Source organism: Balneola sp. (assembly GCA_003712055.1).
GTDB lineage: Bacteria > Bacteroidota > Rhodothermia > Balneolales > Balneolaceae > RHLJ01.
Genome location: RHLJ01000002.1, coordinates 330,569 through 356,080 on the forward strand (window position 1 = coordinate 330,569; position 25,512 = coordinate 356,080).

The window sequence follows — 25,512 nt, forward strand, 5'->3', positions numbered from 1 at the left end:
ACTCCTTTCAGTTGCTAGACGACGTTAAAAACAAAGACATCCAAAAAGAACGGGTATTACTCGTAGGACTGTATGGCGGAGATATTACCCGTTTTCAGGCAGAAGAATATCTGGAAGAATTGGAAATGCTTACTGACACAGCCGGTGGAATTACCATCGAAAAAGTACTTCAAAAACGAAACAGGCCTGATGTGTCTACCTATGTTGGTAAAGGGAAGCTGCAAGAGCTAAAAGGGCAAATGAAAGCCCTGAATATTGGAACCATTATTTTTGATGACGATTTATCGCCTACTCAAATTCGAAATATTGAGGGTGGAACAGATGTAAAAGTGCTCGATAGAAGTGCGCTTATTCTTGATATTTTTGCTTCCAGAGCCAAAACAGCAGCAGCTAAAACACAGGTAGAACTTGCTCAGCTTCAATATTTATTGCCCAGACTTACCCGATATTGGACTCACCTTTCCAGGCAAAGTGGTGGAATTGGAACTAAGGGACCCGGTGAAACTCAGATTGAGACCGATAGAAGGATTATCGGACAGCGCATTGGTGTGCTTAAGTCTAAACTTGAAAAACTGGATCGTCAGCGTAGCACTCAACGCAAAAGCCGGGAGGGGATGACAAAAGTTTCGTTGGTAGGATACACGAATGCCGGTAAGTCGACATTGATGAATACTTTTACCCAAACCAATGTACTTGCTGAAGACCGATTATTTGCTACTCTGGATTCAACCGTTCGCAGGCATCAGCTAACAAACCACGAGATTCTTCTTTCAGATACGGTAGGCTTTATCAGGAAATTACCGCACAATCTTATAGAAAGTTTTAAGTCAACACTGGATGAGGTACGAGAAGCAGATATCTTATTACATATTGTGGATGGATCTTCCAATATGGCCCACGAGTATATAGATGTGGTTGAAACCACGCTGGAAGAGCTTAAAGCGTTAAACAAAAGAACGCTACTCGTTTTCAACAAAGTTGATCGAATGTCGGTTGATCGTATTTCTCAGCTACGGGACGAATACCCTGATTCGTTACTGGTTTCGGCAGAACGAGGAATCGGCCTTTCTGAGTTAGAGGAAAAAATTGAGGAATTGATCGAGGATAATTACATCTCCGAAACGCTCAGAATACCAGTTTCTAAATACAAAGCGGTAGCTTTTATTCATGAGCATGCAACTGCTGTTAGCGAGGAGTATAAAGGCAGTGATGTGGAATTAAGTTTTAGTATGTCGAAAAAAGATTTCAAGCAATTATCACATTTGTTAAATACTATTGGAGTGTATAAGGAAGTTATCTAAGCATGCTAGTTCAGGAAATTCTAAATACCGACATCGCGCCACTGAAAATTACTGATACAGTGGCATTGGCATTGACCAAGCTGGATTTACTCCATACAACGAAATTTCCTGTTATCGATGGCGGGAAGCTGGTTGGAATGGTTGGTCTGGAAACCCTGATAGAAGTGGATGATGAGCAGGTTTATATACAGCAAATTCCACTTGAGGAAAATATCTATCTGCCACAGGATCAACACCTTTTTGAAGCTACAAGGGAAATGCTCGCACACGAGCTTTTCATTCTTCCTGTAGTTGATCAAGAAATGAACTTTCAGGGAGTTATTAAAAAGAGAGACGTGCTTGAAGCGTTAGGGAATCTATTTAACCTTGAAAGTTTTGGCTCTGTTCTAACTATTGAAATGATGCCGTATGATTTCACTCTTTCTGAACTGGTTCGTATCATCGAAAGTGAAGGTGCTAAAATTCTGGGAGTGGCAGTACAACAGCCTGATGATGACAATGAATTTTATAGGGTATCTGTAAAGCTTCATCTTGTAGATTCATCGCCAGTAAGTGCTGCATTGCAACGTTATGGATATGTCATCACCTCTCAGGTGAGTAGTGCTACGCTTGAAAAAGATTTTTCTGACCGAGCTGATGAACTTATTCGTTATCTCGATATATAAGGAGTAAAATTAACCAATACTGCGACATACATGCCCCTTGTTGCTAAGCGCTTCTTCTTCGCACTAACCACCATTTTATTATTAAATAGCTTTGCCTACTCGCAAGGTCTTCAAGATGCAAAGACTTCCAATTACGAACTCGGTATATCACTATACCTGGATGGTTTTTTTGAAGAGTCTATTTCAAAGCTGGAGGAATTTAAAAGCGCATACCCAAGGCATGAATTAAGAATCTCTACGGATTTTTACCTGGCAAGAGCCTGGACAGGGGTTGATTCCGCTAATATAGAAGCTCATTATCAGGAATTTATACTTGAATACCCAGGAAGTGATTTATCAGTAATTCTTTTAAAAGATCTTGGACATCGTTTTACTGATCAGGGGAATTATGACGGAGCTATCAATTATTATAACCAGGCTGTTCAGTCATGGATGGGAACGGCAAAAGCTGCCGAAACTACCTATTGGGTAGCTGAAGCTGCAGCAGAAAAACAAGACTACCGCCAGTCTCGATACTATTTCTTGAAACTTGCAGATGAATACCCACAATCAGAGTGGGCGCCCAAAGCATTATATGCAAGAGGGAGGCTATATCTGACCGAAAATGAATACGATTCCTCTGCTATTGCATTCGAGTTACTCAAAGAGCGATATCCAAACAACCCCATTACCCGAAGAGTTGGTACGGCCTTGGGAGAGTCTTATTACCAGCAAGGAAGATTTGAAGAAGCGATTGTAGCTCTGGATACCCAAATGCCTTTTCTTGATGATGAGTCAAAAATTAAAGCACTCTTCCTGATGGCAGAAGCGCATAATTATTTGGGTAATTATGATGAAGCTACAAAAGACTATCTCCAGTACATCAACCTAACAAAAGGGACCGATAGAGAAGCTGCTGCTCACTATGGCTTGGGGTGGTTATATAATCGACAGAAAGTTTTTCATTGGGCGGCTCAGTCTTTTGAACGGGCTATAATTGGTGATGATGAGCTTTCCAGAAAGGCTATGTATTATGAAGCGGTGAATCATAAACTGGCCGGAAACTACCAGCGATCGATGGAAACTTTTCAGGAATTTGGAGATCGCTATAAATCCGGGTTGTGGGTTGAAGAAGCCTATTATGAATGGTCGATTTCAGCATTTGAAGGGGGTAATTACGGGGAGTCTATCGAGACTCTGCTTACCTTGATTCGGAATCAGGATCAACTAAAAGATCCGGGAAAGATTTACACTATGCTTGGTGAGGCTTATTTCGCAAATAATGAGTTTACCGGTGCTTCAAGGGCATTTGAAGAAGCTGAGAAAGTAGCCAACATTGATCCGGTGCTTAGGCGTCAGGCACGGTTCCAGAAAGCATGGATTCTGTTTAGAAATCAGGCTTATGAACAGGCTCAGCCTATTTTCGAAGCGGTATATGCAGAAGCGCCAAACACTGAACTGGGAGAAGAAGCTTTGTTCTGGAGTGCGGACAGCTATTATAAACTAGATCAGTTTTCAAATGCGGCACGTCGATTTAAGCTGTTTATTGACAACTATCCGGAAAATGAGATGATCGGAGCTGCTCGATATTCATTGGGATGGTGCTATTTCAAAACGGGTGAATACGATCTGGCTGTTGGGCCTCTCGAAGATTTCCTGAACAACTACAATCCTCCTCCAATTGCTCTTTTCCCTTATGATATTGATACCAGATTAAGAATAGGGGATGCGTATTACGCTCTGGGCGATTACCGAAATTCGATCAGGTTTTATAATCAGGCAATTGGTGCCGAACCAGGTGGTGACTATGCTATGTTCCAGGTAGCAAATAGCTACTATCGCTCAAATCGTACTTTTGAGGCGGTGAGTAATTTCCGGCGCATGCTTAGGATTTATCCATTCAGTAGACTTCGCGAGCAGGCCCAGTATAACATTGCCTATATCTATTTAAATACCTCGAATTATTCTCAGGCAATAGAAGAATTTCAAACGGTAATTAGCCGATATCCAGGAACAGATTGGGCGGCTCGGTCACAATATAATATTGGGGATGCCTACTATAATGCAGGTGAATATGATCGAGCAATTGATGCCTATAAAAAAGTCCTCGATGACTATCCTCGAAGCAGGTATATCATAGAAGCCATTAACGGAATTCAGTATGCTCAGCTTTCTTCCGGTGGAGCAGATTCCAGTTCAGTAATTCTTGAGGAGTTTTTGGGTGATAATCCCCAGAGCTCAACAGCAGATCAGTTAAGATATCGTCAGGCTGAAACGGTATTTCAAACCGGAGACTATGAAGGAGCAATTCGGGAATTCCGACAGTATTTGAGAGTTACTAACTCCGACGCGCTTGCTCCGGAAGCTTACATGAATCTGGGAGAATCATACCGCCAGATAGGTCAAATTGACCGGGCAATCAGTTCTTACCAGACCGTAGTGGATGATTATCCTCGAGACAGTCAGGTTCCTCCTGCACTTACTGCACTTGGATTATTGTATTATGAGCAAGGGGATTTTGATCGCTCTCATGGCTATTTCGATCAATTGCTAAGAACAGCCAGTCGCTTTTCTCAGGAAGCCTACATTGGGATGGGGAATGCAAGTCTTGCACAAGGATTATATGAAGATGCCCGCCAGGAATATGAAAGTGCACTTAATGTAAATGCCGGGAATGAAGCGGCTAGTGTAGGCTTAGGGAAGGTGGCACTAGCTGAGCAAAATTATGAAGAAGCTCAAAGTATATTAGCTCCAATAGCTGATCATAACACCACTGAAATTGGAGCCGAAGCACAATTTCGTTTAGGACAACTTTATCAGGAACAAGGGGATTATGAACAAGCCATTTCTGAATATGCCAAAGTAAAAGTGCTTTTTGAAGCTTTTGACAATTGGGTTTCTTCGGGAATGTATCAATCTGCTGAGTGTAATATTCTATTAGGTAACCGAGGAGATGCTATCGCCATTCTTAACGAGATTATTGAAATCTATCCTGGAACGGAAGCCGCACAAAAAGCACAAGAACTAATCGATAGTTCGGACTCATAAAGAATTTAACCCACCCCTCAATCCCCTCCGGTGGAGGGGAGGCTCCATATCCATGATTTTCTTTAGATAAAAGAGTTCCCCTCTTGGGAGGGGACAGGGGTGGGTTCCCTTACAAAACACATCTCCAATAAGCTCATTTCTTTCGGTAGTTTTTGATACTTTTACCCGGGCTGAAGAAACTCAGTAACCATATAAAAGTACAAGGCAATTTTTTAGTTAGCAGCTATCTACCCAATACACTAATAAGTAATGATTAAAACCGTTTCTCCAGCACATTCTCTTCAAGGAACCATTACTCCTCCACCGGATAAGTCAATCTCACAACGTGCTGCGATATTTGGATTATTGCATGATGGAAAATCTGTGATCAAGAATTACTCTCAGGCAAATGATCCGCAAAGCACGTTAAACTGTGTGCAATTATTGGGAGCAGAAGTTACTCAGTTGGCTGGTGTGGTCACTATTGAAGGGTGTGGACGCTATGGTATTCAACCTGTATCGGATGAACTGGATTGTGGTAATTCAGGAACAGCTATGCGTTTGCTATCTGGGGTGTTAGTTGGTGCCGGAGCAGCTGTAAAGCTTATTGGAGATCCCTCTCTTTCATCCAGAACAATGACTCGTATCATTACTCCCCTTGAAAAGATGGGAGCGCATATTCTGGCAAGAAATGGTGCTTATGCTCCGCTTTTTGTAACCCGTGAAGATAGGTTAACTCCGCTTGAATTCGAGCTCCCTATTCCAAGTGCACAACTGAAATCGTGCATTCTTTTAGCCGGGCTATTTGGAGAAACTCCTACTACTGTTATCGAAACAGTTCCAAGCAGGGATCATACCGAGCGGTTATTGAATCTCAAGGTAGAAGAGCAAGACGGTAAAAAAGTGATCTCGTCATCAATTGTTGATGACATCCCAAACCAAAGCTATACTATCCCTGCAGATTTCTCAGCGGCATCTTTTTGGTTGGTGGCAGGGTCTATTGTTCCAGATTCGGAAATTAGAATGGAAGGGGTGGGGCTTAACCCTTCCCGCAATGCTTTGCTTGAAATCCTGAAGCAGATGGGAGCAGATATTACCATCGAGAATGAGCACATGGAAGGAACCGAACCAGCTGGCGATATTATAGTTCGGTCAGCTGGATTACGGTCGATTCATATTAAAGAAGAACTGATCCCCAATTGCATTGATGAACTTCCTATTATAGCTGTAGCAATGACTTTTGCCTACGGTACCTCCATTATTTCCGGAGCAGAAGAACTCCGCCATAAAGAAACAGACCGGATTAAGGCCATTGCTAAAATGCTTAAAGCAGTAGGTGCCAATTTTGAAGAAATGGATGATGGCCTGGTTATCCGCGGAAATCCGGATCATACTTTCGATTATGCTTCTTTTCGAAGTTTTCATGATCATCGTATTGCCATGGCATCAGCTGTGCTTTCTCTTAAAGGAAAACAAGCTTCAGAAATTGAAGACGCTGAAAGTGCAGCGGTAAGCTATCCAGGCTTTTGGGAGGATTTGGAAAGTTTATCTGAATAGCTCATCATCAAATGAGAATAAAAACTAGCTTTATTAGCTGATTTATAGTTACTTAGCATTTGGGTATTAATATTCTAGTTTATGAGAAAAGAATTACTATTCATCTCCACACTTTTTTTACTACTTACCTCGGCAAAAGAAGTTTGTGCTCAGTTAACCATTAATGAAATAATGGCATCCAACTCTAATACCATTGCTGATGCAAGTGGAGAGTTTGATGACTGGGTGGAAATCTATAATGCGGGTGATCTATCAGTAAATCTTGCTGGTATGTATGTTTCGGACGACCCAGATGAGCCAACTAAATGGCAGATTCCAAATACGTCAAGTGCACAAACCACAATTAACGCACAAGGTTATTTAATTCTATGGCTCGATTCAGATACAGAACAGGGAGCAGGACATATCGATTTTAAATTGAGTGCAGATGGAGAGCACTTTTCAATAACAGATACCGACGGTAGTACAGTTATTGATTCGGTTTCTTTCGGGGAACAAATGAGTGACATTTCTTTTGGAAGGAGTATAGATGGAGGGGGAAGTTTCGGGTTTCTGAACCCTACCCCCAATGCTAGTAACAACGGAAGTGGGATAGACCAGGTTTCAACTGTTCCTGAATTTTCGCTGGCAAGCGGTTTTTATGCTAATGAAATTACTATCGGGCTAACCGCTGTCAATGGAGCTGAAATCAGATTTGAGACAGGAGGAAAAGTACCAACCATTTCTTCTCAATTATATACTGCACCAATTTCTTTTGATACTTCTACCGTAGTGCGAGCCATTGCCATTGAAAGTGGTAAGCAGCCAAGCTCAACATCTACGAATACTTACATTTTTGAAGACCAACATACTATCCCCGTTGTTTCTTTTGTAATGGACCCTGATTCATTATTCGATTTTGACAAAGGGATGTATGTGATTGGAGATTCGGCTCAAACCACTGGAGTATATCCATTTAAAGGAGCCAACTTCTGGGAAGGTTTTCAGTACCCGGTAAGTATTGAGTTTTTGAATGAATTTGGAAATACGGAATTTGAATTTGATGCTGAAGCAGAAATAGGAGGGAATTTCAGCAGAGGATTTTTGAAGAAAACTTTCATCATTAATAATAACGCTGACTTTGGATTGTCAGCATTGGAATACCCGTTGTTTGAAGAAAATGATTATGAAAGGTATGACGGTTTTGTACTGAGAGCAGGAGCGGAAGAGCGTTCCAGACTACTTAACGAATTAATGAGAGAAATTAACCTCGATTGGGGTCACAAAAATGCCATGCAGGCCTACAGATATTCAGTTCTATATATAAATGGGCAGTATTGGGGGAATTATAATATTTACGAACGTAAGAATGATGATTTTGTAGAGTCAAGATATGGCGTTGAAGATATTGATATGATCAAGGACTACGATGAGGTGAAAGATGGCGATATTGAAGCGTATGAAGCCGTACTCGAAAATTTTCTAAACGCCTCTCTACAAGGAGATGAATTCTTTCAGTATGCTGAATCAGTCATAGATTTGGAAAGTTTTACCGATCACTGGATCTATCAGGTATATACTTCTCATGGAGATCCAAATAATCTTCGGTACTGGAGACCACAGGAAGAAGGTGGTAAATGGCATTTTATTTCTCATGACTTTGACTGGTGGAGGAACCTTGGAGCAGAATCAAATGAGTATTATCCCTCATTAAAAGAGTTTCTCAGTGAAGAGCCAGACGGGTTTTGGTTATTTGGGCGAATGATGGCTAATTCAACCTATAAGGAAATCTTTCTCAATCGATTTGCTGATATGATGAACACGGCTTTTCAACCTGATTATTTACTTCCTCTGATCTCTGATCTCAATCAAGAGATAGGCCCGGAAATCCCAAGGGATATAGCCAGATGGAGCGATGGCTGGTATGATATTAGCGGTTTTACCGAGTTTGATATGGAATATATCCGAGAGTCAATAGAAGACTACGTTGTTGAATATCCTGCACACTTATATAGTGAAATTGCTGATACCCTAGGAAATGACACGCTCAGAGTAACTCTAAAATCCACGATGAATGGAACAGTTACCATCAATTCATTAACACCCGATGTTTCTGTGGAAGATTGGTCGGGTCTATATTTTTCTGACACAAATATCTTATTAGATGCTAATCCAGAGTTTGGATATCAGGTTAGCAGTTGGATGGTAAATGGCGAAGTTTACTCAACCGATAAGAACATCACGGTAGCATTAAATAGTGAGCCGGTAGAGATATCCGTTACATTCGAAGAGGTCTTTGAATCATTGGTTATAAATGAGATTAATTACAATTCATCAGATGCTTTTGATACCGGAGATTGGATAGAGATATACAATCCACTTGAAACAGACGTGGATATATCGGGTTGGGTTTTTAAGGACGAAGATGATACTCATGAGTATGTAATTCCCAATAATACCATCATTAAGGCAGATGGTTATCTTGTGATAGCCAATGATACAGCCAGCTTAAAAACAGTAAACCCTGATGCACGTTATTTCATCGGAGATTTTGATTTTGGGTTATCAGGGAATGGTGATGATGTTCGGTTATTTAATAGCAATAATACCTTAGTTGATATTGTTTCTTATGATGACGAATCACCATGGCCAACAGAACCAGATGGTAACGGTGCGACCTTGGAATTGACTGATACAGGAGCGGATAATGCACTTCCTGCGAGTTGGGTGGCCTCATCACGCCAAGGTGGAACTCCGGGATGGGAGAACGCAACTATTCCAACATCAATCGGTGAAGAAGATGATCGGATCGATGGCTTCGCGTTAAATCAAAACTACCCGAATCCATTTAACCCTACTACCACTATTGGTTTTACCATTCCACAAAGTACCAGGATAGAGTTGGCTGTATTCAATATTCTTGGGCAAAAAGTAGAAACATTACTTGATGAGAATATTACAGCAGGGAGCCATGTGGTAACTTTTGATGCGTCAGGTCTTGCCAGCGGTATCTACCTGTATCAACTTAAGACTTCGAATATCACACTTACACAAAAAATGGTGCTGACTAAATAGCTTCCTTCCTTCAGGGTTACAGTCGCGCGCTAAGCTTCCGGGGTTTGGGAGGATTTGGAGAAGTTGTTTCAAAAAGAGTAAATCAATCCCGGTATTAGGTATTTAACAACACTTTAAGTCCTTGGTTTACATGTTCTAAGGTGCTTGATTCAGGCATTTCCACATCATCAGAAAAAATGAACACTTCTAAGCCTTTATATTTTTTTGAAGCAGAATATTGAAGGTTGTACAAAAAATGTCTTCGTTGCTGATATAAATCTAAGACTTCTGAAACACCGTCATATGAGAGAATCCATTTGTGCGATATTCTATTTTGAATAAATTCAGAAATTCGAATGTGATCTTCATGCTCATAGAAATTCGGATATAAGTCTTTTGCTTTATTGTAGTATGGTGGATCTAAGTAAACTAAAGTATCATCTTGAGGAAGTTTTGATACAATACCTGAAAGGAAGTCTTCGGCATCAAGATTATGTATAAAAATTTGGTCTTTAAATTTCGCGATGCTTTCAATCCTTTGAATCAAATTATTACGAGAGAACCTAGCATCCATCTTGTAATTGCCAGTTTGCTTTTTCCCCCCAATTAAACCTGCAGATAAAACTCCGGAGCGATTACATCTATTTAGGAAGAAGAAGCTAAAACCTAGTTGTAAAAGGTCATTTGTATTAGCTTCCTTGACTATTTGCCGTCTCATTTCCCACTCTTCAACTGTAAGAGAAGCAGTCAATATCATATCACACAACTCCTCAGTATGGTTCATTAAAGAATACCAAAACGCAAATAAACGAACGTCAGAATCATTTAAGTGGACTGATTCAATATTTCTAGAAAGTAGTAGCTTAATGGCAACGCCGGACCCTCCTGCATATGGTTCTACATAGTGGCCAGATATTGAGTTTTTTACTAACACCTCTTTGACAAAAGGTGTTAATCTCTGCTTACCGCCAGGGTATCTTAGAGGTGTCTGCATTTTGTTTATCTAATTAGTTCATTTCTTGTAGGAGTGGGAAGATCGAACCAAAAAGAGTGCACACATCGCTTGGAATCACTGAAAAAGACTCACTATGAACTAACTGATTCATTGAAGTAACAGAGAGTATACCTTTGGGTTTGGCTAGTTCTGTTAGTGCCCCATGTAAAGTTTTAACCATGGTTTTGTCTTTTTCATCTTTTGTTAAATGGTTCGTAATCTCATGGAGTAAATCCACAAGCTTTTTATTATTTCCCTTTTTGTCAACGATTTTAATTTCATGATCTTTGCAATATGCTTTAGCAGATATCTCAAAAATACTTCTTAGTAAAAAACAAAAGGCCAAAGGCGTTTTACTGATGTCAAGATTTCTCATTTCGTCACGAATCGTGACAACTTTTTGTCGATTATCTCCTCTAGGATGAAATTTCCTTAATAACGTTTTGACGAATCGAGATGTATTTGTTGCTGCAGCAGTTTTTGATGTCTTCTTTTTTTTGCTTTTACCTTTCGAAGTACCATTACTTGAACCCTCGTCATCAGACTCATCATTTTCATCGTCTTCACTCGACTGTTCAATCAAAGGTATATCGTACTTATGCGCAAAATCTATTTCCAAATTTCTAATATGTTTAAACTGAATTACTCCATTTCCTATATCATGTATCAGATCTTCAAGACCAACTCTAAGATCAATCATTGGGTACTTTGCTATTAAATCCGAAAAGTTTTTAAACCCTAGTCTTTCGAGGATCTTTCTAATCCCTTCTTCAAGAACAGTAACTGGATAATCCCCACTCCATCTTTCCTTCTGCTTTAATGTTACATTCTGGCCATTTACGAGATATTTCTCGAGCAAATCGAGACCGTATTCAGTTTTTTTATTTTCGTCGCGGTTATGTCGGGCTCTTGCTACAGAAGTCCATTGATCCCTACTTGCCTTTTCGCCTTTCCCATGAATTAAGTTAACAATCCTATCTACGGTTTTAGATTCAGCCATCTCAAAAATTGTACATGGAATTAGTACATTTTCTTCATACCATGAATCATTGAGGCTCTTGATTTTATCTCTAAGGTTTGAAGGAATCGTGAATTGTTCTAATTCATAAATACCATGTATAAGCTTCATAATCGCAGCTCTACGGTTGCCCTCTTTGACTGTCATTTGATCATTTTTAAGAATGATCAAATTTTCAGTCAAAAACAGGCCATCATCTAAAATGCTTGCCATAAGCCCATAGAATCTATCCGGGCTAATTGAAGTCATAGTCCTGATGGCTTCGATTTCATTTTTTTGGGGTATGGTTCGAAAATTCTTTAAATCCAATGAAAGGTCTTCTATCCGGAGTAAATCTGATTTTGGCATGTCATTAAGAATTTTTTTAAACGTAAATAAAATAATGGTAATCCAAAAAGAGCAAAATATTGTTTTCAATACTCACTTTTGCTTTGAATCGTTTTTTTTCTGTCAATTAAATTGACAATTAGTCATAGTCAAAAACAGAAAGAAGAATTGGCATTGTGCTTGCTTTCTCCTTTTCGAATTTAAATAAGAAGGTGAGCATTATGGGAGATTTTACAGAATTCGGAATCGAGATTGAGAAGCATCTTTCTAAGATTGGCAAAGATGTACAGCAGTTCGTTGAAAAAGTAGTACCACTATCCAACGATGACAAAGACTTCGCGCCTGATTGTGATATCATTGAAAGCGAAGAAGAATACAAGATTTTATTGGATCTCCCAGGGTTGGCCAAAAAAGAAATTGGAATCGCGCTAAAGAATAATGTTCTCACTATTAAAGGGGAGCGAGACATTAAAACTGGAGAAGGCGAAGAGTTCAAGCGACAAGAAAGAAGGAGAGGGGCTTTTGCTCGTTCCTTTGCTCTTCCTGAGACCGTGAATTCAGCTGAGATCAGTGCGAATTTTAGAAACGGAGTATTAACAGTGTCTATGCCAAAATCAGACAAGCTAAAAGACACTACCTCTATTCCGGTAAACTAATTCATATTAAAACAAACACAGAACACAAGATTTAAAACAGAGTTAAACCAATGGGAAAAATCATAGGAATTGACTTAGGAACTACAAACTCATGCGTTGCCGTAATGGAGGGAAACGAGCCTGTAGTAATCCAAAACGCAGAGGGTGGCAGAACCACTCCTTCTGTAGTAGCATTCAGTAAAGATGGTGAGCGACTGGTGGGAGCCCCTGCAAAGCGTCAGGCCATTACCAACCCGGATAAAACCATTGCTTCCGTAAAGCGATTTATGGGGCGTATGCACAATGAAGTAGGAAGTGAAACCAAACAGGTTGCATACAAAGTAGTAAAAGGAGAAGACGGCACCGCACGTGTGGAAATTGATGACCGTAAATATGCTCCACAAGAAATTTCAGCAATGGTACTTCAAAAAATGAAGCAAACCGCTGAAGAATATTTAGGCGAGAAAGTAACAGAAGCGGTAGTAACTGTGCCTGCTTATTTCAACGATGCACAGCGTAAAGCCACACAGGAAGCAGGAAAAGTTGCCGGACTGGATGTAAAGAGAATTATCAACGAGCCTACAGCCGCTGCATTGGCTTACGGCTTAGATAAAAAAGATACAGATCAAACCATTGCAGTATATGACCTTGGTGGTGGTACTTTTGATATTTCTATCCTTGAGCTAGGTGATGGAGTATTTGAAGTAAAGTCAACAAATGGTGATACACACCTTGGTGGTGATGATTTTGACCAGTTGATTATTGACTTCCTTGCTGATGAGTTCAAAAAAGCAGAAGGCATTGATCTTAGAAACGATGCAATGGCAATGCAGCGATTGAAAGATGCTGCTGAAAAAGCAAAAATTGAGCTTTCAAGTTCTCAGAAAACGAACATTAACCTTCCGTTTATTACCGCTACTCAGGATGGACCAAAGCACTTAAATGTTGATTTAAGTCGTGCCAAGTTTGAGCAATTAGCTGATGAACTGGTTAAGCGTTCTATTGTACCTTGTGAAAAAGCATTGAAAGATGCCGGGATGAGTAAAAGCGAAATTGATCAGGTAATCCTGGTTGGTGGATCAACACGTATCCCAAGAATACAGGAAGCGGTAAAAGAGTTTTTTGGCAAAGAGCCAAGTAAAGGGGTTAACCCTGACGAAGTAGTAGCAGTAGGTGCAGCCATTCAGGGCGGCGTTCTTTCAGGAGACGTTGAAGATGTAGTTCTTCTTGATGTAACTCCACTTACTCTTGGTATTGAAACACTTGGTGGAGTGATGACTCCATTAATCGAGTCGAACAGTACTATTCCTACAAGTAAGTCTCAGGTTTTCTCAACCGCGGCTGATAACCAAAGCAGTGTTGAAATTCATGTACTACAAGGTGAGCGAGCTCAGGCTGCAAGTAACCGTACCTTAGGTCGTTTCCATCTTGATGGTATTCCACCATCTCCGCGTGGTATGCCTCAAATCGAAGTGACTTTTGATATGGATGCTAACGGTGTGTTAGATATTAAAGCCAAGGATAAAGGAACTGGCAAAGAGCAAAGTATTCGAATCGAAGCTTCTTCAGGGTTATCTGATGAGGAAATCGAAAAGATGAAGCAGGCTGCTAAAGAGCACGAGGAAGAAGACAAGAAAATCCGTGAAAAAGTAGAGAAGATGAATCAGGCTGATGGCCTAATTTTCTCCACAAAAAAGCAGCTGGATGAATACGGTGATAAAATCTCAGAAGGCAACAAAACTGCCATTGAAGATGCCGTTGCTAAATTAGAAGAAGCACATAAGACAGAAAATCTTGAGGAAATAGATTCAGCGATCGAAGCAGTTAATACTGCATGGACAGCTGCTTCTCAGGAAATTTATGCTGCTTCTCAAGCCGAAGCTGCTGCAGGTGGAGCCGAAGGAGCTCCTGGTGGTGAAGCCGCTTCTGAAGAGGCGTCATCTGATGCCGAAGAAGCAGTAGAAGCTGATTTCGAAGTTGTTGATGATAACGACGACGAGAAGAAGTAATAGTTCACTCTATTTAGATACATTTAAAGCCTCGTTCTATGAGCGGGGCTTTTTTTTGGTCTCCAGACCCCTCTCTTCAGTCTTCCTGAGGCTATTGCCGAAGTATCTAAGCGGCTTAATATCCAATTAGATTCTTCGCAGGTATGCTCAGAATGACTTAAAAAATTATAAAAAAGCGCTTTTCTAACTATTAGAGAAGTAATATTTGTTATTCGAAACTTCCTTTCCACATAAATAAATAACCCGGGAACAGCTTCATCAAAAATGAAATAATGCGATCGGGTTTACCAGCCTTGATCTAAAAACCTCCTGGGCTACAATTGTTTAATAAGCCTCAGGAAGATATGTTATGAAAGGTAAGTATAAGTAGAAGAGGAGATTACAATGACTGCTGAATCAAAACTCATCATGGAAAAAGTAATCAAGAATAGAGAGAAGATTTTAATTCTCGAGTACCTGCTTGAAGAACTGGTTAATAATGGAAGCGTAAATCAGAAAGATTACCTTCGTATCAAGAAGCAAGTTAAAGCAGAAGTAAAACGAGATTTTGAGCTAGCATAACTGATTAGTCATTGCGAGGGAGTCAGTGGAACACGACCGAAGCAATTTTGCGGAGATTGCTTCATTACGTCTGTCTATCGACAAACTTATTCGCAATGACGAATAATATGACTCACTCTTTATACCACATTCAAGTAGTTAGTTAAACTTGAATTCGAATTGAGGTTTAACTTTTTCCGGAGCCGATACCGACTTTGATTTACGCTCTTAGGAATAATACTAAAAATATTAGCTATGTCTTTGGAAGAAAGGTTGAGCCTATAAGTGACCGAAATGTATAAATAAGACCCGGGCATAAAATGATGATAATTTCTGTATTTTTGAACTATGAAAATCTTAGGTATAGAATCCTCTTGTGATGATACTTCGGCGGCGGTTTTAGATGGGATAAACGTTCTGTCCAATGTGATTGCCTCACAATCAATTCATATTAAATTTGGAGGAGTAGTACCAGAATTGGCCTCAAGAGCTCATCAAACTACAATTTCATTCACGGTCAAGCAGGCTTTAGAAGAAGCGGACACTTCTTTATCGAATATAGATGCTATTGCTGTGACTCAAGGCCCGGGGTTGATGGGCTCGTTATTAGTAGGGCTATGTTTTGCAAAGGGACTCGCACTTTCGAGAGGAATCCCGCTTATAGGAATCAACCATATGGACGCTCATATTTATGCCAATTTTATTGATGGCACACCTTCCTTTCCTTTCATTTGTCTCACGGTATCGGGAGGTCATACCCAATTGGTCCATGTTAAGGCTCCATTCGATCACGAGATTTTGGGGCAAACCAGAGATGATGCAGCGGGGGAGGCTTTTGACAAAATTGGAAAGATTTTTGGGTTACCCTATCCGGCAGGCCCAGTGATGGACAAGCTGGCTCAATCCGGAAATGTAGCTTTCCATAAATTTCCCCAGGCTCTGGTAAATGAAGGTTTGGACTTTAGTTTTTCGGGTTTGAAAACCAGCGCACTTTATTTCATTCAGAACAAAGAAGAGGGGTGGGTGAAAGAAAATATCAATGATTTAAGTGCCAGTGTTTCAGAAGCGATCACAGAAGTGCTAATCAAAAAGCTTAAAAGAGCAGTTCAGGAAACTGGAGTAAAGACTGTAGCATTGGCAGGTGGAGTATCAGCAAATTCTATGCTGCGGTCGAAGGCGCAGAAATTAGCGTCTGATCTGGATCTGGACCTTCATATTCCAAAGCTTAGTTACTGCACCGATAATGCTGCAATGATTGCAATCACTGGAAAGATGAAAGCAGAGTTGGGGCTTTTTGATGATGTAGGGATTAAGCCTTTTGCTTCTGTGTAATCCTACTTCAAATTCCCTACTTTCACAGCCATGAGTGAATCTATAGACGCGTTGCAGCTTAATTTGGGGGGTGGGGGATTATTGATAATGAATATCTCCCTCTGCTTTATCATGTTTGGGGTGGCATTAGAGCTTACTATTCAGGACTTCAAGGATTTGGCTAAGAATCCGAGGTCAACACTCGGAGGAGTATTCTCACAGTTTCTTTTCTTACCCGCCATTACTTTTTTGGTTGTTTATTTGCTTGAACCCGCACCAAGTTTGGCTTTGGGGATGATGATGGTAGCTGCGTGCCCAGGAGGGAATATTTCGAATTTCTTCTCACAATTAGCAGGTGGCAATACAGCACTTTCTGTAAGTATGACCGCCATAGCTACGTTACTTGCCATTATTGCTACTCCGCTAAATTTTACTTTGTGGGCAAGCTTGTATGCACCAACTAACGCTATTCTTCAGGAAGTCAGTTTAGATATCTATGAGGTATTCAAAATTGTAGTACTGATCCTGGGACTTCCCTTAATTGCCGGGATGATTGTAAGACATAAGAAACCCGAATTAGCTGCTAGGCTTACAAAGGGAATTAAAATATTTGGCATTGTTTTCTTTGGGGCATTTGTTGTGATCACCTTCGCATTAAACTTTGAGAATTTCCTCAACTACGTACAGTATGTAATCGGGTATGTATTTTTACATAACCTGATGGCTCTTTCCGGAGGATATTTCATAGGCTTTATGCTTAAGCTTTCAAAAGAAGACAAAAAATCCATTTCTATTGAGACGGGGATACAAAACTCAGGACTGGGCTTATTACTAATATTCAACTTCTTTGACGGGTTGGGAGGAATGGCACTTATAGCAGCCTGGTGGGGTATTTGGCATATAATTATGGGCTTTACCATTGGCTGGTATTGGTCGGTTGGGAAAAAGAAGCTCCAAAAAATGTTTAACTATGCGTAAGAATTGGTTGTGGTACCAAACGTTCAGGTACCCTATCGTAAAATTTGGCTTACATCTCTTCTATAAACGTATCATTATTGAGGGAAAGGAAAGGCTCCCTAAAAAAGCACCCATTCTTTTTGTTCCCAATCATCAGAACTCCTTTATGGATGCTCTGCTGGTAGTAACCCATGTAAACCCTTTTATCTACTTTCTTACAAGAGCACAGGCCTTTAACCCTCCTTTGATGGGTAAATTTCTCAGGAGCCTGAATATGCTTCCTGTATACCGTGTCAGAGATGGATTGAGTTCAGTAACAAAAAATAATGCCATTTTTGACCAGTGCATTGAATACATGAAGCGCGATGATGCCATACTGGTTTTCCCGGAAGCAAATCACGATTTAAGAAGAAGAGTCCGGCCGTTGAGTAAAGGTTTTACCCGGATTGCTTTCGATGCAGAAGTGAGGGAAGGCTGGAACATGAACTTACATGTAATTCCGGTTGGACTGAATTATGAGGAACATCGGAGATCCAGAAACTCGGTAAGGGTAGTATTCGGAGAGCCAATTCTGATGAAGAAATACAAAGAGCTTTTTGAGAAAGATGAACGGGAAGCAACGGCTAAGCTGAAAGAAGAAGTAAGCGAGGGCATAAAGAAAACAATCATGCATGTCCCTAACCTGGATCATTACCCGGCGCATAAAATTCTACTCGACGATCTGGAGAAAGAATCAGAAGCGGTTATAAATCCCAAAATAGTAAACAAGAGAGTAGAGGAATTAGAGTCCCATTTAAACCCTGAAATCGTGGAAACAGCAACAACTGTATATGAAATCGCTGAAAAGAACGATTTTAGTATCAAGTCGATAGCCGGAAGAAAAAAACCTGTGTTATCCATGGTATTATTTTTTCCATTCTACCTGTTTAGCTGGTTTAATAATTTAATTCCCTATCAACCTGTGCGCAGAATAACTACGAAACTAATTAAGGATCATGCTTTTGATGCATCCATAAAGTTTATATTAGGGATGATTCTTTTCCCGGTGTTTTGGCTACTCATTAGCTTGATACTGTGGATTGCTGGTGTTCCGGATGGGTATATCCAGGTTTACATTGGCTTAAGCCTTATGACATCCATTCTTTTTAAAGATGCTAACCTTATGGTCAGAGAGGCTAAAGAGAGGAAGAGGGTTAAGGAGTTTGCCCAATCTCACCCTGAAAAGCATAAACAATTTGAAGAAGGCCTAAAAAAGCTGAACGAATTTAGATCAAAAGTGTTTGCTTACACTGAAATCTAATTATTGTTTATGAAACGACTTTCTATTGTTCTTCTGGGGTTATTCATTTTTGCAGCCTGCGAATCAGAAGAAAAAGAGCCCTATGAATCTAAAACGTCCGATATCTCAAAACTGGTCGCGGTAATACATCCTTTAGGCGATAGTGGTGTCATGGGTATAGTAGAATTCACCCAAATCGAATCTGGAGTACAGGTTTCTGCAATAATAACAGGTTTGAATAGTGATAAGCACGGTTTTCATATACATCAATTTGGGAATTGTACAGCTTCAGATGGTACCTCTGCTGGGGGTCATTTTGATCCTTTCTCTATTGGAATTCATGGTCAAAATAGAATGAAGAAACGACATATGGGTGATATGGGTAACCTAGAGGCTCTAAATGGAAAAGCAGAACAAATCTACACTGATCCCACTATCCTGATGGAAGAAATTATTGGAAGGGGTATAATTATTCATGCTGGTGAAGACGATTTAACCTCCCAACCATCCGGTGCATCAGGACCTCGGGTTGCTTGTGGAGTAATTGGGGTAGCTGAGTAAACCTATTTAGTCTTTTGATGCTAATCGACTTAACTTTGGTTGCTTAAAACAATCCACAGTTTTCATTTCGGTTGAATTCATCATCTACTTTTAATCACCTTTTAGCGAACCTGGAAAAAGCGCCTATTCTATCTGTTTTCCTCACCGCTTTGGCACTAAGATGGTTGCTTTTACTAATCGGCTTTGAGGATTTTTGGGGTGATGCTCATCATAATCTGATTATGAGCAAACTCACACTAGACAATGGCTTTGTCTACTCTGATTTCAAAGACCGGCATTTGGCCTGGCTTCCTTTGTACAGATACTGGGGTAGCTTTATCATGCTGATTACTGGTTCGTACTCATTGCTTGCTATGAACATAGTGAACTCGGTATTGGGGGCTTTTACAGCCTCACTTTCAGCTTGGCTTGGGATAAAGTTATTAGATAGGAAAAGTGCAGTACTTATTGGATTAGCCGTGGCTCTGATGCCCTATCTGATTGTGTTTAGTGTTGCAAATATGGCCGAGATGATGGGGGGACTCTTGCTGCTCGCATGGTTCGCATCAATCTACAGAGAAAAGTATGTGCTTGTTGTTCTCTTTAGCGGGCTGGCTGTTCTAACAAGGGAAGAACTAACCGTTTTAATAGGCCTTTCTGTATTACCTCTGTTTTATTTTAAAAACTACAAGGGTGTAATTTATTCTATATCGGGAATAATGATTGGGCTTGGGATTTGGAGCTGGATGGCATATATCAATTCAGGGAATCCATTAAACTGGCTGTTGGAACGCTTTGAGAGTACAACAAGAAGTACCAGCTATTATGCAGATGAAGGAAATTTTTGGGTTGATAATATTCTGGTCCCGATAACTACCTTAGTACAAGCTTTTCCTCTTGTGATCTTTTTTGTCTGGCTAAAAAAACCAGCGAAATCAGAAACTCTTTCAGAGAGGAAATGGCATCTGCTTTTAGGATATATCACCATAAGTTTTTGGCTATTCTTTTTTATTGCTCAGTTTAAAGTTATAGCCAATCCCGACCCTCGCTTCTTTGTACTTACTCTGCCCATCAGTATAGTTTGGTTTATCTCTTTATGGAAAAGAGGATATTTCAAAGCCTTTGTTTCTGAACGTTTAGTATTCGGCTTTTTGGCTCTTACACTGCTTCAATTAATAGTTCCATACTATCGCCAATACAACCTTGAACCAAGGAAAGCTGCGGGAGAGTGGCTTCAGGTACATACCTCTGAGGAAGTAATTTGGAGTGATATGGCAGTTTCCATTGTAGAAAGTAAAAGAGATCCCGGTGACTTTCTTTCCACAGATAAATTATTAATTGCCGAATATGGAAGTTTTGATGTGGAAGCTAGCCTGATAAAGTCTGCAATCGTTGAACATGATATCGAGTATATCACTTCATATAAAGCACCATTTAATCATACCCATATGATTTGGCCTCAACTAGAATCTATGCAGCCTTTTGAATGGGAAGGAATCACATTTATCCCGGTATTTGAATACACTCCTTTCCGAATGGAAACATTCAGTATTAATGGTTTTTTACGGCAGCAGTTTGAAGCGCCTTTATATTCATCAAGTGTTTGGAAAATCTATTCCAACTAAATCCCATTAACTATGGAAATCACACTCACTACTCCAGGACTTTTATTCTCGGCAATCTCACTATTGTTGCTTGCATATACTAACCGGTTTTTGGCATTGGCCAACCTGATCAGAACACTCCATGGTCAATACGAACAGACCGGCGATAAAAGAAAGAGAGCCCAAATTCATACCCTGCAAAAACGTGTTTCTCTTGTCAAAAATATGCAGCTATTAGGTATTGGTTCTTTATTTATTTCTGTGTTTTGTATGGTAGCTCTATTTGCGGGATTGATCATTATTGGGAAAATCCTGTTCGGGATAAGCCTGATTATGCTACTCATTTCTTTAGGCCTTTCAATCATAGAAATTATAATTAGTGTAGATGCACTAAACATTCAGTTACACGATCTAGAGTAAAACGTATTCTTTTTTGTTAGTGATTTTATATTATATTTAGACAGTTGTCTAAATATCTAAATGAATAATCTATTTAAAGCTCTTAACGATTCTACTCGAAGAGATATCCTAAATCTTCTAAAAGAGAAGGATATGACTGCAGGTGAGATCGCTGAAGCTTTTGAGATTTCAAAACCAAGTATATCTCATCATTTAGATTTGTTGAAACAAGCGGGATTGGTATCAACCGAAAGGAATGGTCAATTCATTACTTATTCGCTAGATACAACCGCGTTAGAGGAGGCAACACAATGGCTTTTTAATCTTTTAAAATCAGAATAAGATGAGTGTTACAGAAACAATAAAGAAAGAGTGGTTTGTATGGCTAATTCTTTTAGCGCCATTTGTCACCTCCATATACTTATGGGATCAACTGCCGGATGAAGTGCCAACTCACTTTAATGCACGTGGGGAAGCAGATGACTGGGGCCCTAAATGGATGAATGCATTTATGCTTCCGGGGATCTCGGTTGCAGTATATATACTCCTTTTGGTTCTTCCATTAATCGATCCAAAAAAGAAAATTTCAAATACCCAAAAACCAATAGCGGCAATACGAATATTCACGGCCATTTTCTTTGTTGGTATCTATGCCTTTGTAATGGCGGCATCGCTTGGTAATGAAACGAATTTTACTCCTTATATATACCTGGCAGTTGGCGCTCTTTTTCTGATACTTGGAAACTATATGAATTCAATAAAGCCCAATTACTTCATTGGCATTAGAACTCCCTGGACGTTGGAGAGTCCGGAGGTTTGGAAAAAGACCCATAGACTAGCCAGTAAAATTTGGATCGTAGGGGGATTAGTTATGATGGCCATACCATTCATTACTCCTTTGAGCTGGATGGCAGTTTCCACTACGATAATGGTATCAATACTAGCCGGAATCCCATTGTTTTACTCCTTCATCATTTTTAAAAAATTAGAATCAGATTCTTAACCCTATTACCATGATAAAGCACACACTTTTATTTCTACTGTTACTACTTGTATCGACTAATTCTGTAGCCCAAGATCAGGAAGTAATTATTGATAACTGCGAGATAGATATAGCAGGATCCTATTTAGCAGGTGACCACGAAAACGGATATCCGCTTGTCATAATGATTTCCGGAAGCGGAGCACAAGACCGGGATGAGACGGTGGTAGGGTTCAAGCCCTTTAAAGATATAGCAGATCATTTAGCTTCTCAGGGCATATCAAGCTTTAGATTTGATGACAGGCAGGTTGGAAAATCAACGGGAGTCTTTAACGATGCTACACTGGAAACCCTGGTATCTGACGTGGCCGCAATTATTCGGTTTTTCCAAAATGATGCTGATACTAAATATGATGAGTTTATTCTGCTTGGGCATAGTCAGGGAGGTATGGTAGGAGCCCGAACGGCTGCTCAAATGGAAGAGGTTAAGGGACTCATTTTAATGGCCGCTCCAACGGTACCTTTAAAGGATGTGATTGATGATCAGATTACAATTATCCAAACAATGATGGGTAAAACAGAAGCCGATATTGCTCCTACACTTAAGTTTCAAAAAATAGCTTATGAGGCATCCCGAACGAATGAAGGTTGGGAAGAAGTGAAGGAAGCGTTCAGGGAATTATTGAGAACAGAAATTGATAAACTTCCAGAAGCACAACGGGCTTTTATCACTGATTTTGATGCCTTTGCTGACGCCCAGTATGCCCAGCAGATCGGAGCCATACAAACTCCCCAAATGCGAACCTTACTTCATTATGATGCAGGTGAGGACATAGCCAAGCTTGATATTCCAATTTTTGGAATATTTGGGGAATTAGATACTCAGGTAACTCCAAGTCTAAATGCTACTACCTTGGAATCTATTTGTGAAGGCAATGATCTAAATTGCACAATGGAAACAATTTCAGAAGCAAATCATCTATTCCAAAAGGCGAAAAACGGGATGGTTCAGGAATATGCATATCTGGAGAAAAAATTTATCGATGGGTTTTTGGAAAGCCTAAGTAATTGGGTGGGGGAGCATTACCAATAAACTGATACATCAAAAACATATTGAGCTATCCTTAAAGTAATTTTCCCGGAACGAAAATAGTTCTACTTGTCATTTCAGTGTGTGACTATTCATAAAGAAAGACGCATAGTGAAAGGAAAGAATGTACTTATTGTTGGCGGAACAGGTGGCATTGGTTCAGCTGTCGCTCGTGAATTCGCAGGATCAGGTGCTAAGGTAGTAATAGCAGGTCGAAATAAATCAACTGCAGAGGAAATAGCTAAGTCAATCAATGAAAAAGGGGGAGATGCCTACGCGATTGATGTAGATGTAACTAATGAATCTTCCGTTACCCGAATGGTAGAGGAAGTTATAAGTGGACTTGGTGTAATTGATGTGTTAGTAAATGCATTCGGGCGGGGTTTAATACTTCCTTTTAGAGAGATTAATTCATCGGATGCTAAAGAGCTTATCGACGTTAATGTTTTTGGTACTTTCTTAGTAACTCAAACCGTACTTAAACATTCGTCTAAAGACAGTCCCACGAATGTGATCATGTTTCCTGGAAGTATGGGGAAATATGTGATGAAAAATGCTTCTGTATATTGTGCTTCTAAATTCGCAATCCAGGGATTTACCAAAGCACTTATTGAAGAGTTAAGAAGAGACAACGTAAAATTTACACTCTTCTATTTAGGAGGAGTCGATACGCCATTCTGGGACGATGACCGGGTAAGCATGAGGGTTAAAAAGGAGATGATGCTCAATCCTAAAGATGTAGCTCGGTCGGTGCTATCCGCGGTAATGGCTCCCGGCGCATCAGTAGTTAATGAACTAGTGATTCAACCCGAGAGCCATCAATTAGTTTAGCTAACCGGTAACCGGGCATTTTTCCAGAGCGTTTTTGTAAGCTGCTTCCAGAATAGCCAGTCCTTCATCAATTTGTTCAGTAGTAATTGTTAACGGTGGACGGAAGCGAACTGTGTTGGTACCGCATGAAAGGATCATTAATCCATTCTTAATACATTCACTAATTACTGAATCTCTTGAATGAGTATCAGGTAAATCTATCGCACAGAAAAGGCCTAAACCACGGGGGTTGCTCATGTATTCATATTGATCAGCAAAAGCCTCGAGTCGGGTCTGAAGGTAATTCCCAACTTTGGCAGCATGTGTCACAAGATTCTCTTCTTCAATTACTTCCAGAATTCTTCCAAACCGAACCATGTCTACAAGATTACCTCCCCAGGTAGAGTTAATTCGTGATGACACCTTAAAGCAATTGGTTTCCACCTCATCAATTCTGGGTCCTGCTAATATCCCGCATACCTGGGCCTTCTTCCCAAACGAAATAATATCAGGCTCAACAAAATGCTCATGTGCCCAAAATTTGCCAGTCATACCTACTCCTGTTTGTACTTCATCATAGATTAGGAGTGCTTCATGTTTATCGGCTAATTGCCGAAGAGCTTCATGGAATTGAGGTCTGAAATGTCTGTCACCACCTTCTCCCTGGATAGGTTCAATCAGGATACAAGCGATATCATCTTTATGAGTTTTAAAGAAGCGTTCGGCTTGAGCAATGGACAGGTGTTCCTGTTTCTTTACCTCCGAGATATTATCAGGAGAGGTTGGATAACTCATGGCCGGGCTAATTACTCGAGGCCAATTGAATTTTGGGAAGTACTTTACTTTATCAGGTATAGTATTGGTCACAGATAGGGTATACCCGGAACGTCCATGAAACGCTTTTTCAAAGTGAAGCACCATATGTCCTTTTTCTTCCCGGTATCCTTTTTGAAAGTTTTTCTGAACTTTCCAGTCAAAGGCAACTTTCATGGCATTTTCAACTGCTAACGCACCTCCGGATATAAAAAAAGAATGGGGCAGATGGTTAGGTACAGCTACTCTGCTAAATACCTCCATAAACTCAGCCATTTCTTCGGTATATATATCAGAGTTTGATGGTTTATTAATAGCAACTCTGCCAAGTTTTGCAACAAACTCATCATCTCCGGCTATTTTGGGATGATTCATTCCCAATGGATTTGAGGCAAAAAAAGTAAAGAAATCCAGATATCTTCGTTCGTGCTTCGAATCGTATAAGTAAGCGCCCTCGCTTTTTTCAAGATCCAGTACAATATCATATCCATCAGTGAGTAAATGTCTCCCAAGAATAGCTCGTACATTTTCAGGAGATACCGCCTTGGTTTGTTGCATACAGTTTAGTTTTTTCAGTTACCAATTTGCTAAAAATTTAAGCTACCAAATACCTGAAGTTGCCTCAATACCCTTTAAACTTTA

21 protein-coding genes are annotated in these 25,512 nt (G+C 40.1%); 17 read left to right on the forward strand and 4 right to left on the reverse strand.

Features of this window, described 5'->3' with window-relative positions; all coding sequences use genetic code 11:
* Positions 1 to 11 precede the first annotated feature (11 nt).
* The 5 genes from hflX (at position 12) to ED557_06405 (ending at position 9,583) form a co-directional block, all read left to right on the forward strand.
* Positions 12 to 1,301 carry a GTPase HflX gene (hflX, locus tag ED557_06385; protein RNC84602.1) on the forward strand — a complete coding sequence of 430 codons (1,290 nt, stop codon included), beginning with the start codon at positions 12 to 14 and terminating at the stop codon, positions 1,299 to 1,301.
* Between the two features lie 2 nt (positions 1,302 to 1,303).
* Positions 1,304 to 1,966 carry a CBS domain-containing protein gene (locus tag ED557_06390; GenBank protein ID RNC84603.1) on the forward strand — a complete coding sequence of 221 codons (663 nt, stop codon included), beginning with the start codon at positions 1,304 to 1,306 and terminating at the stop codon, positions 1,964 to 1,966.
* Between the two features lie 30 nt (positions 1,967 to 1,996).
* Positions 1,997 to 4,993 carry a tetratricopeptide repeat protein gene (locus tag ED557_06395; GenBank protein RNC84604.1) on the forward strand — a complete coding sequence of 999 codons (2,997 nt, stop codon included), beginning with the start codon at positions 1,997 to 1,999 and terminating at the stop codon, positions 4,991 to 4,993.
* A 249-nt stretch (positions 4,994 to 5,242) separates the two neighbouring features.
* Positions 5,243 to 6,529: a 3-phosphoshikimate 1-carboxyvinyltransferase gene (gene aroA, locus ED557_06400; GenBank protein RNC84605.1), complete on the forward strand. Its 1,287-nt coding sequence runs from the start codon at positions 5,243 to 5,245 to the stop codon at positions 6,527 to 6,529.
* A gap of 81 nt (positions 6,530 to 6,610) precedes the next feature.
* Positions 6,611 to 9,583: a T9SS C-terminal target domain-containing protein gene (locus ED557_06405; GenBank protein ID RNC84606.1), complete on the forward strand. Its 2,973-nt coding sequence runs from the start codon at positions 6,611 to 6,613 to the stop codon at positions 9,581 to 9,583.
* 94 nt (positions 9,584 to 9,677) lie between these two features.
* On the opposite strand, the gene ED557_06410 is transcribed toward ED557_06405, so the two are convergent.
* Both ED557_06410 and ED557_06415 read right to left on the reverse strand, forming a co-directional pair.
* Complete coding sequence (locus ED557_06410; protein ID RNC84607.1) at positions 9,678 to 10,556, reverse strand: DNA adenine methylase; 879 nt, start codon at positions 10,554 to 10,556, stop codon at positions 9,678 to 9,680.
* A gap of 13 nt (positions 10,557 to 10,569) precedes the next feature.
* Positions 10,570 to 11,922 (reverse strand): hypothetical protein, encoded by a 1,353-nt coding sequence (locus tag ED557_06415; protein RNC84608.1) that lies wholly within the window; start codon positions 11,920 to 11,922, stop codon positions 10,570 to 10,572.
* 200 nt (positions 11,923 to 12,122) lie between these two features.
* Between ED557_06415 and ED557_06420 the strand changes: the two genes are divergently transcribed.
* On the forward strand, positions 12,123 to 12,557 hold the full coding sequence (locus tag ED557_06420) for an Hsp20/alpha crystallin family protein (protein ID RNC84609.1): 435 nt from the start codon (positions 12,123 to 12,125) through the stop codon (positions 12,555 to 12,557).
* A 50-nt stretch (positions 12,558 to 12,607) separates the two neighbouring features.
* A complete protein-coding gene (gene dnaK / locus ED557_06425; GenBank protein ID RNC84610.1) occupies positions 12,608 to 14,545 on the forward strand; it encodes a molecular chaperone DnaK in 1,938 nt (645 codons plus the stop codon).
* A gap of 680 nt (positions 14,546 to 15,225) precedes the next feature.
* On the opposite strand, the gene ED557_06430 is transcribed toward dnaK, so the two are convergent.
* A complete protein-coding gene (locus ED557_06430) occupies positions 15,226 to 15,402 on the reverse strand; it encodes a hypothetical protein (GenBank protein RNC84611.1) in 177 nt (58 codons plus the stop codon).
* A gap of 31 nt (positions 15,403 to 15,433) precedes the next feature.
* Between ED557_06430 and tsaD the strand changes: the two genes are divergently transcribed.
* The 10 genes from tsaD (at position 15,434) to ED557_06480 (ending at position 24,078) form a co-directional block, all read left to right on the forward strand.
* Positions 15,434 to 16,417: a tRNA (adenosine(37)-N6)-threonylcarbamoyltransferase complex transferase subunit TsaD gene (gene tsaD, locus ED557_06435; protein RNC84612.1), complete on the forward strand. Its 984-nt coding sequence runs from the start codon at positions 15,434 to 15,436 to the stop codon at positions 16,415 to 16,417.
* 30 nt (positions 16,418 to 16,447) lie between these two features.
* Positions 16,448 to 17,374, forward strand: a complete 927-nt coding sequence (locus ED557_06440) for a bile acid:sodium symporter family protein (GenBank protein RNC84613.1) — start codon at positions 16,448 to 16,450, stop codon at positions 17,372 to 17,374.
* The gene (locus ED557_06445) at positions 17,367 to 18,653 is read left to right on the forward strand and encodes a hypothetical protein (GenBank protein RNC84614.1); all 1,287 of its coding nucleotides are present in this window, start codon (positions 17,367 to 17,369) and stop codon (positions 18,651 to 18,653) included. The genes ED557_06440 and ED557_06445 overlap by 8 nt, the downstream gene beginning before the upstream one ends.
* Before the next feature lie 9 nt (positions 18,654 to 18,662).
* Entirely contained in the window at positions 18,663 to 19,193 is a 531-nt protein-coding gene (locus ED557_06450) for a superoxide dismutase family protein (protein RNC84615.1), read from the forward strand.
* A gap of 71 nt (positions 19,194 to 19,264) precedes the next feature.
* Complete coding sequence (locus ED557_06455) at positions 19,265 to 20,797, forward strand: hypothetical protein (protein ID RNC84616.1); 1,533 nt, start codon at positions 19,265 to 19,267, stop codon at positions 20,795 to 20,797.
* A 12-nt stretch (positions 20,798 to 20,809) separates the two neighbouring features.
* Positions 20,810 to 21,196 carry a DUF2721 domain-containing protein gene (locus ED557_06460; GenBank protein ID RNC84617.1) on the forward strand — a complete coding sequence of 129 codons (387 nt, stop codon included), beginning with the start codon at positions 20,810 to 20,812 and terminating at the stop codon, positions 21,194 to 21,196.
* A 60-nt stretch (positions 21,197 to 21,256) separates the two neighbouring features.
* Positions 21,257 to 21,517, forward strand: a complete 261-nt coding sequence (locus ED557_06465; protein RNC84618.1) for an ArsR family transcriptional regulator — start codon at positions 21,257 to 21,259, stop codon at positions 21,515 to 21,517.
* Between the two features lies 1 nt (position 21,518).
* The gene (locus ED557_06470) at positions 21,519 to 22,178 is read left to right on the forward strand and encodes a DUF1648 domain-containing protein (protein RNC84619.1); all 660 of its coding nucleotides are present in this window, start codon (positions 21,519 to 21,521) and stop codon (positions 22,176 to 22,178) included.
* Positions 22,179 to 22,188: 10 nt separating this feature from the next.
* Positions 22,189 to 23,250, forward strand: coding sequence for an alpha/beta hydrolase (locus tag ED557_06475; protein ID RNC84620.1), 1,062 nt, complete (start codon positions 22,189 to 22,191; stop codon positions 23,248 to 23,250).
* Between the two features lie 108 nt (positions 23,251 to 23,358).
* Positions 23,359 to 24,078: an SDR family oxidoreductase gene (locus ED557_06480; protein RNC84621.1), complete on the forward strand. Its 720-nt coding sequence runs from the start codon at positions 23,359 to 23,361 to the stop codon at positions 24,076 to 24,078.
* On the opposite strand, the gene ED557_06485 is transcribed toward ED557_06480, so the two are convergent.
* Entirely contained in the window at positions 24,079 to 25,428 is a 1,350-nt protein-coding gene (locus ED557_06485; protein RNC84622.1) for an L-lysine 6-transaminase, read from the reverse strand.
* Positions 25,429 to 25,512 lie beyond the last annotated feature (84 nt).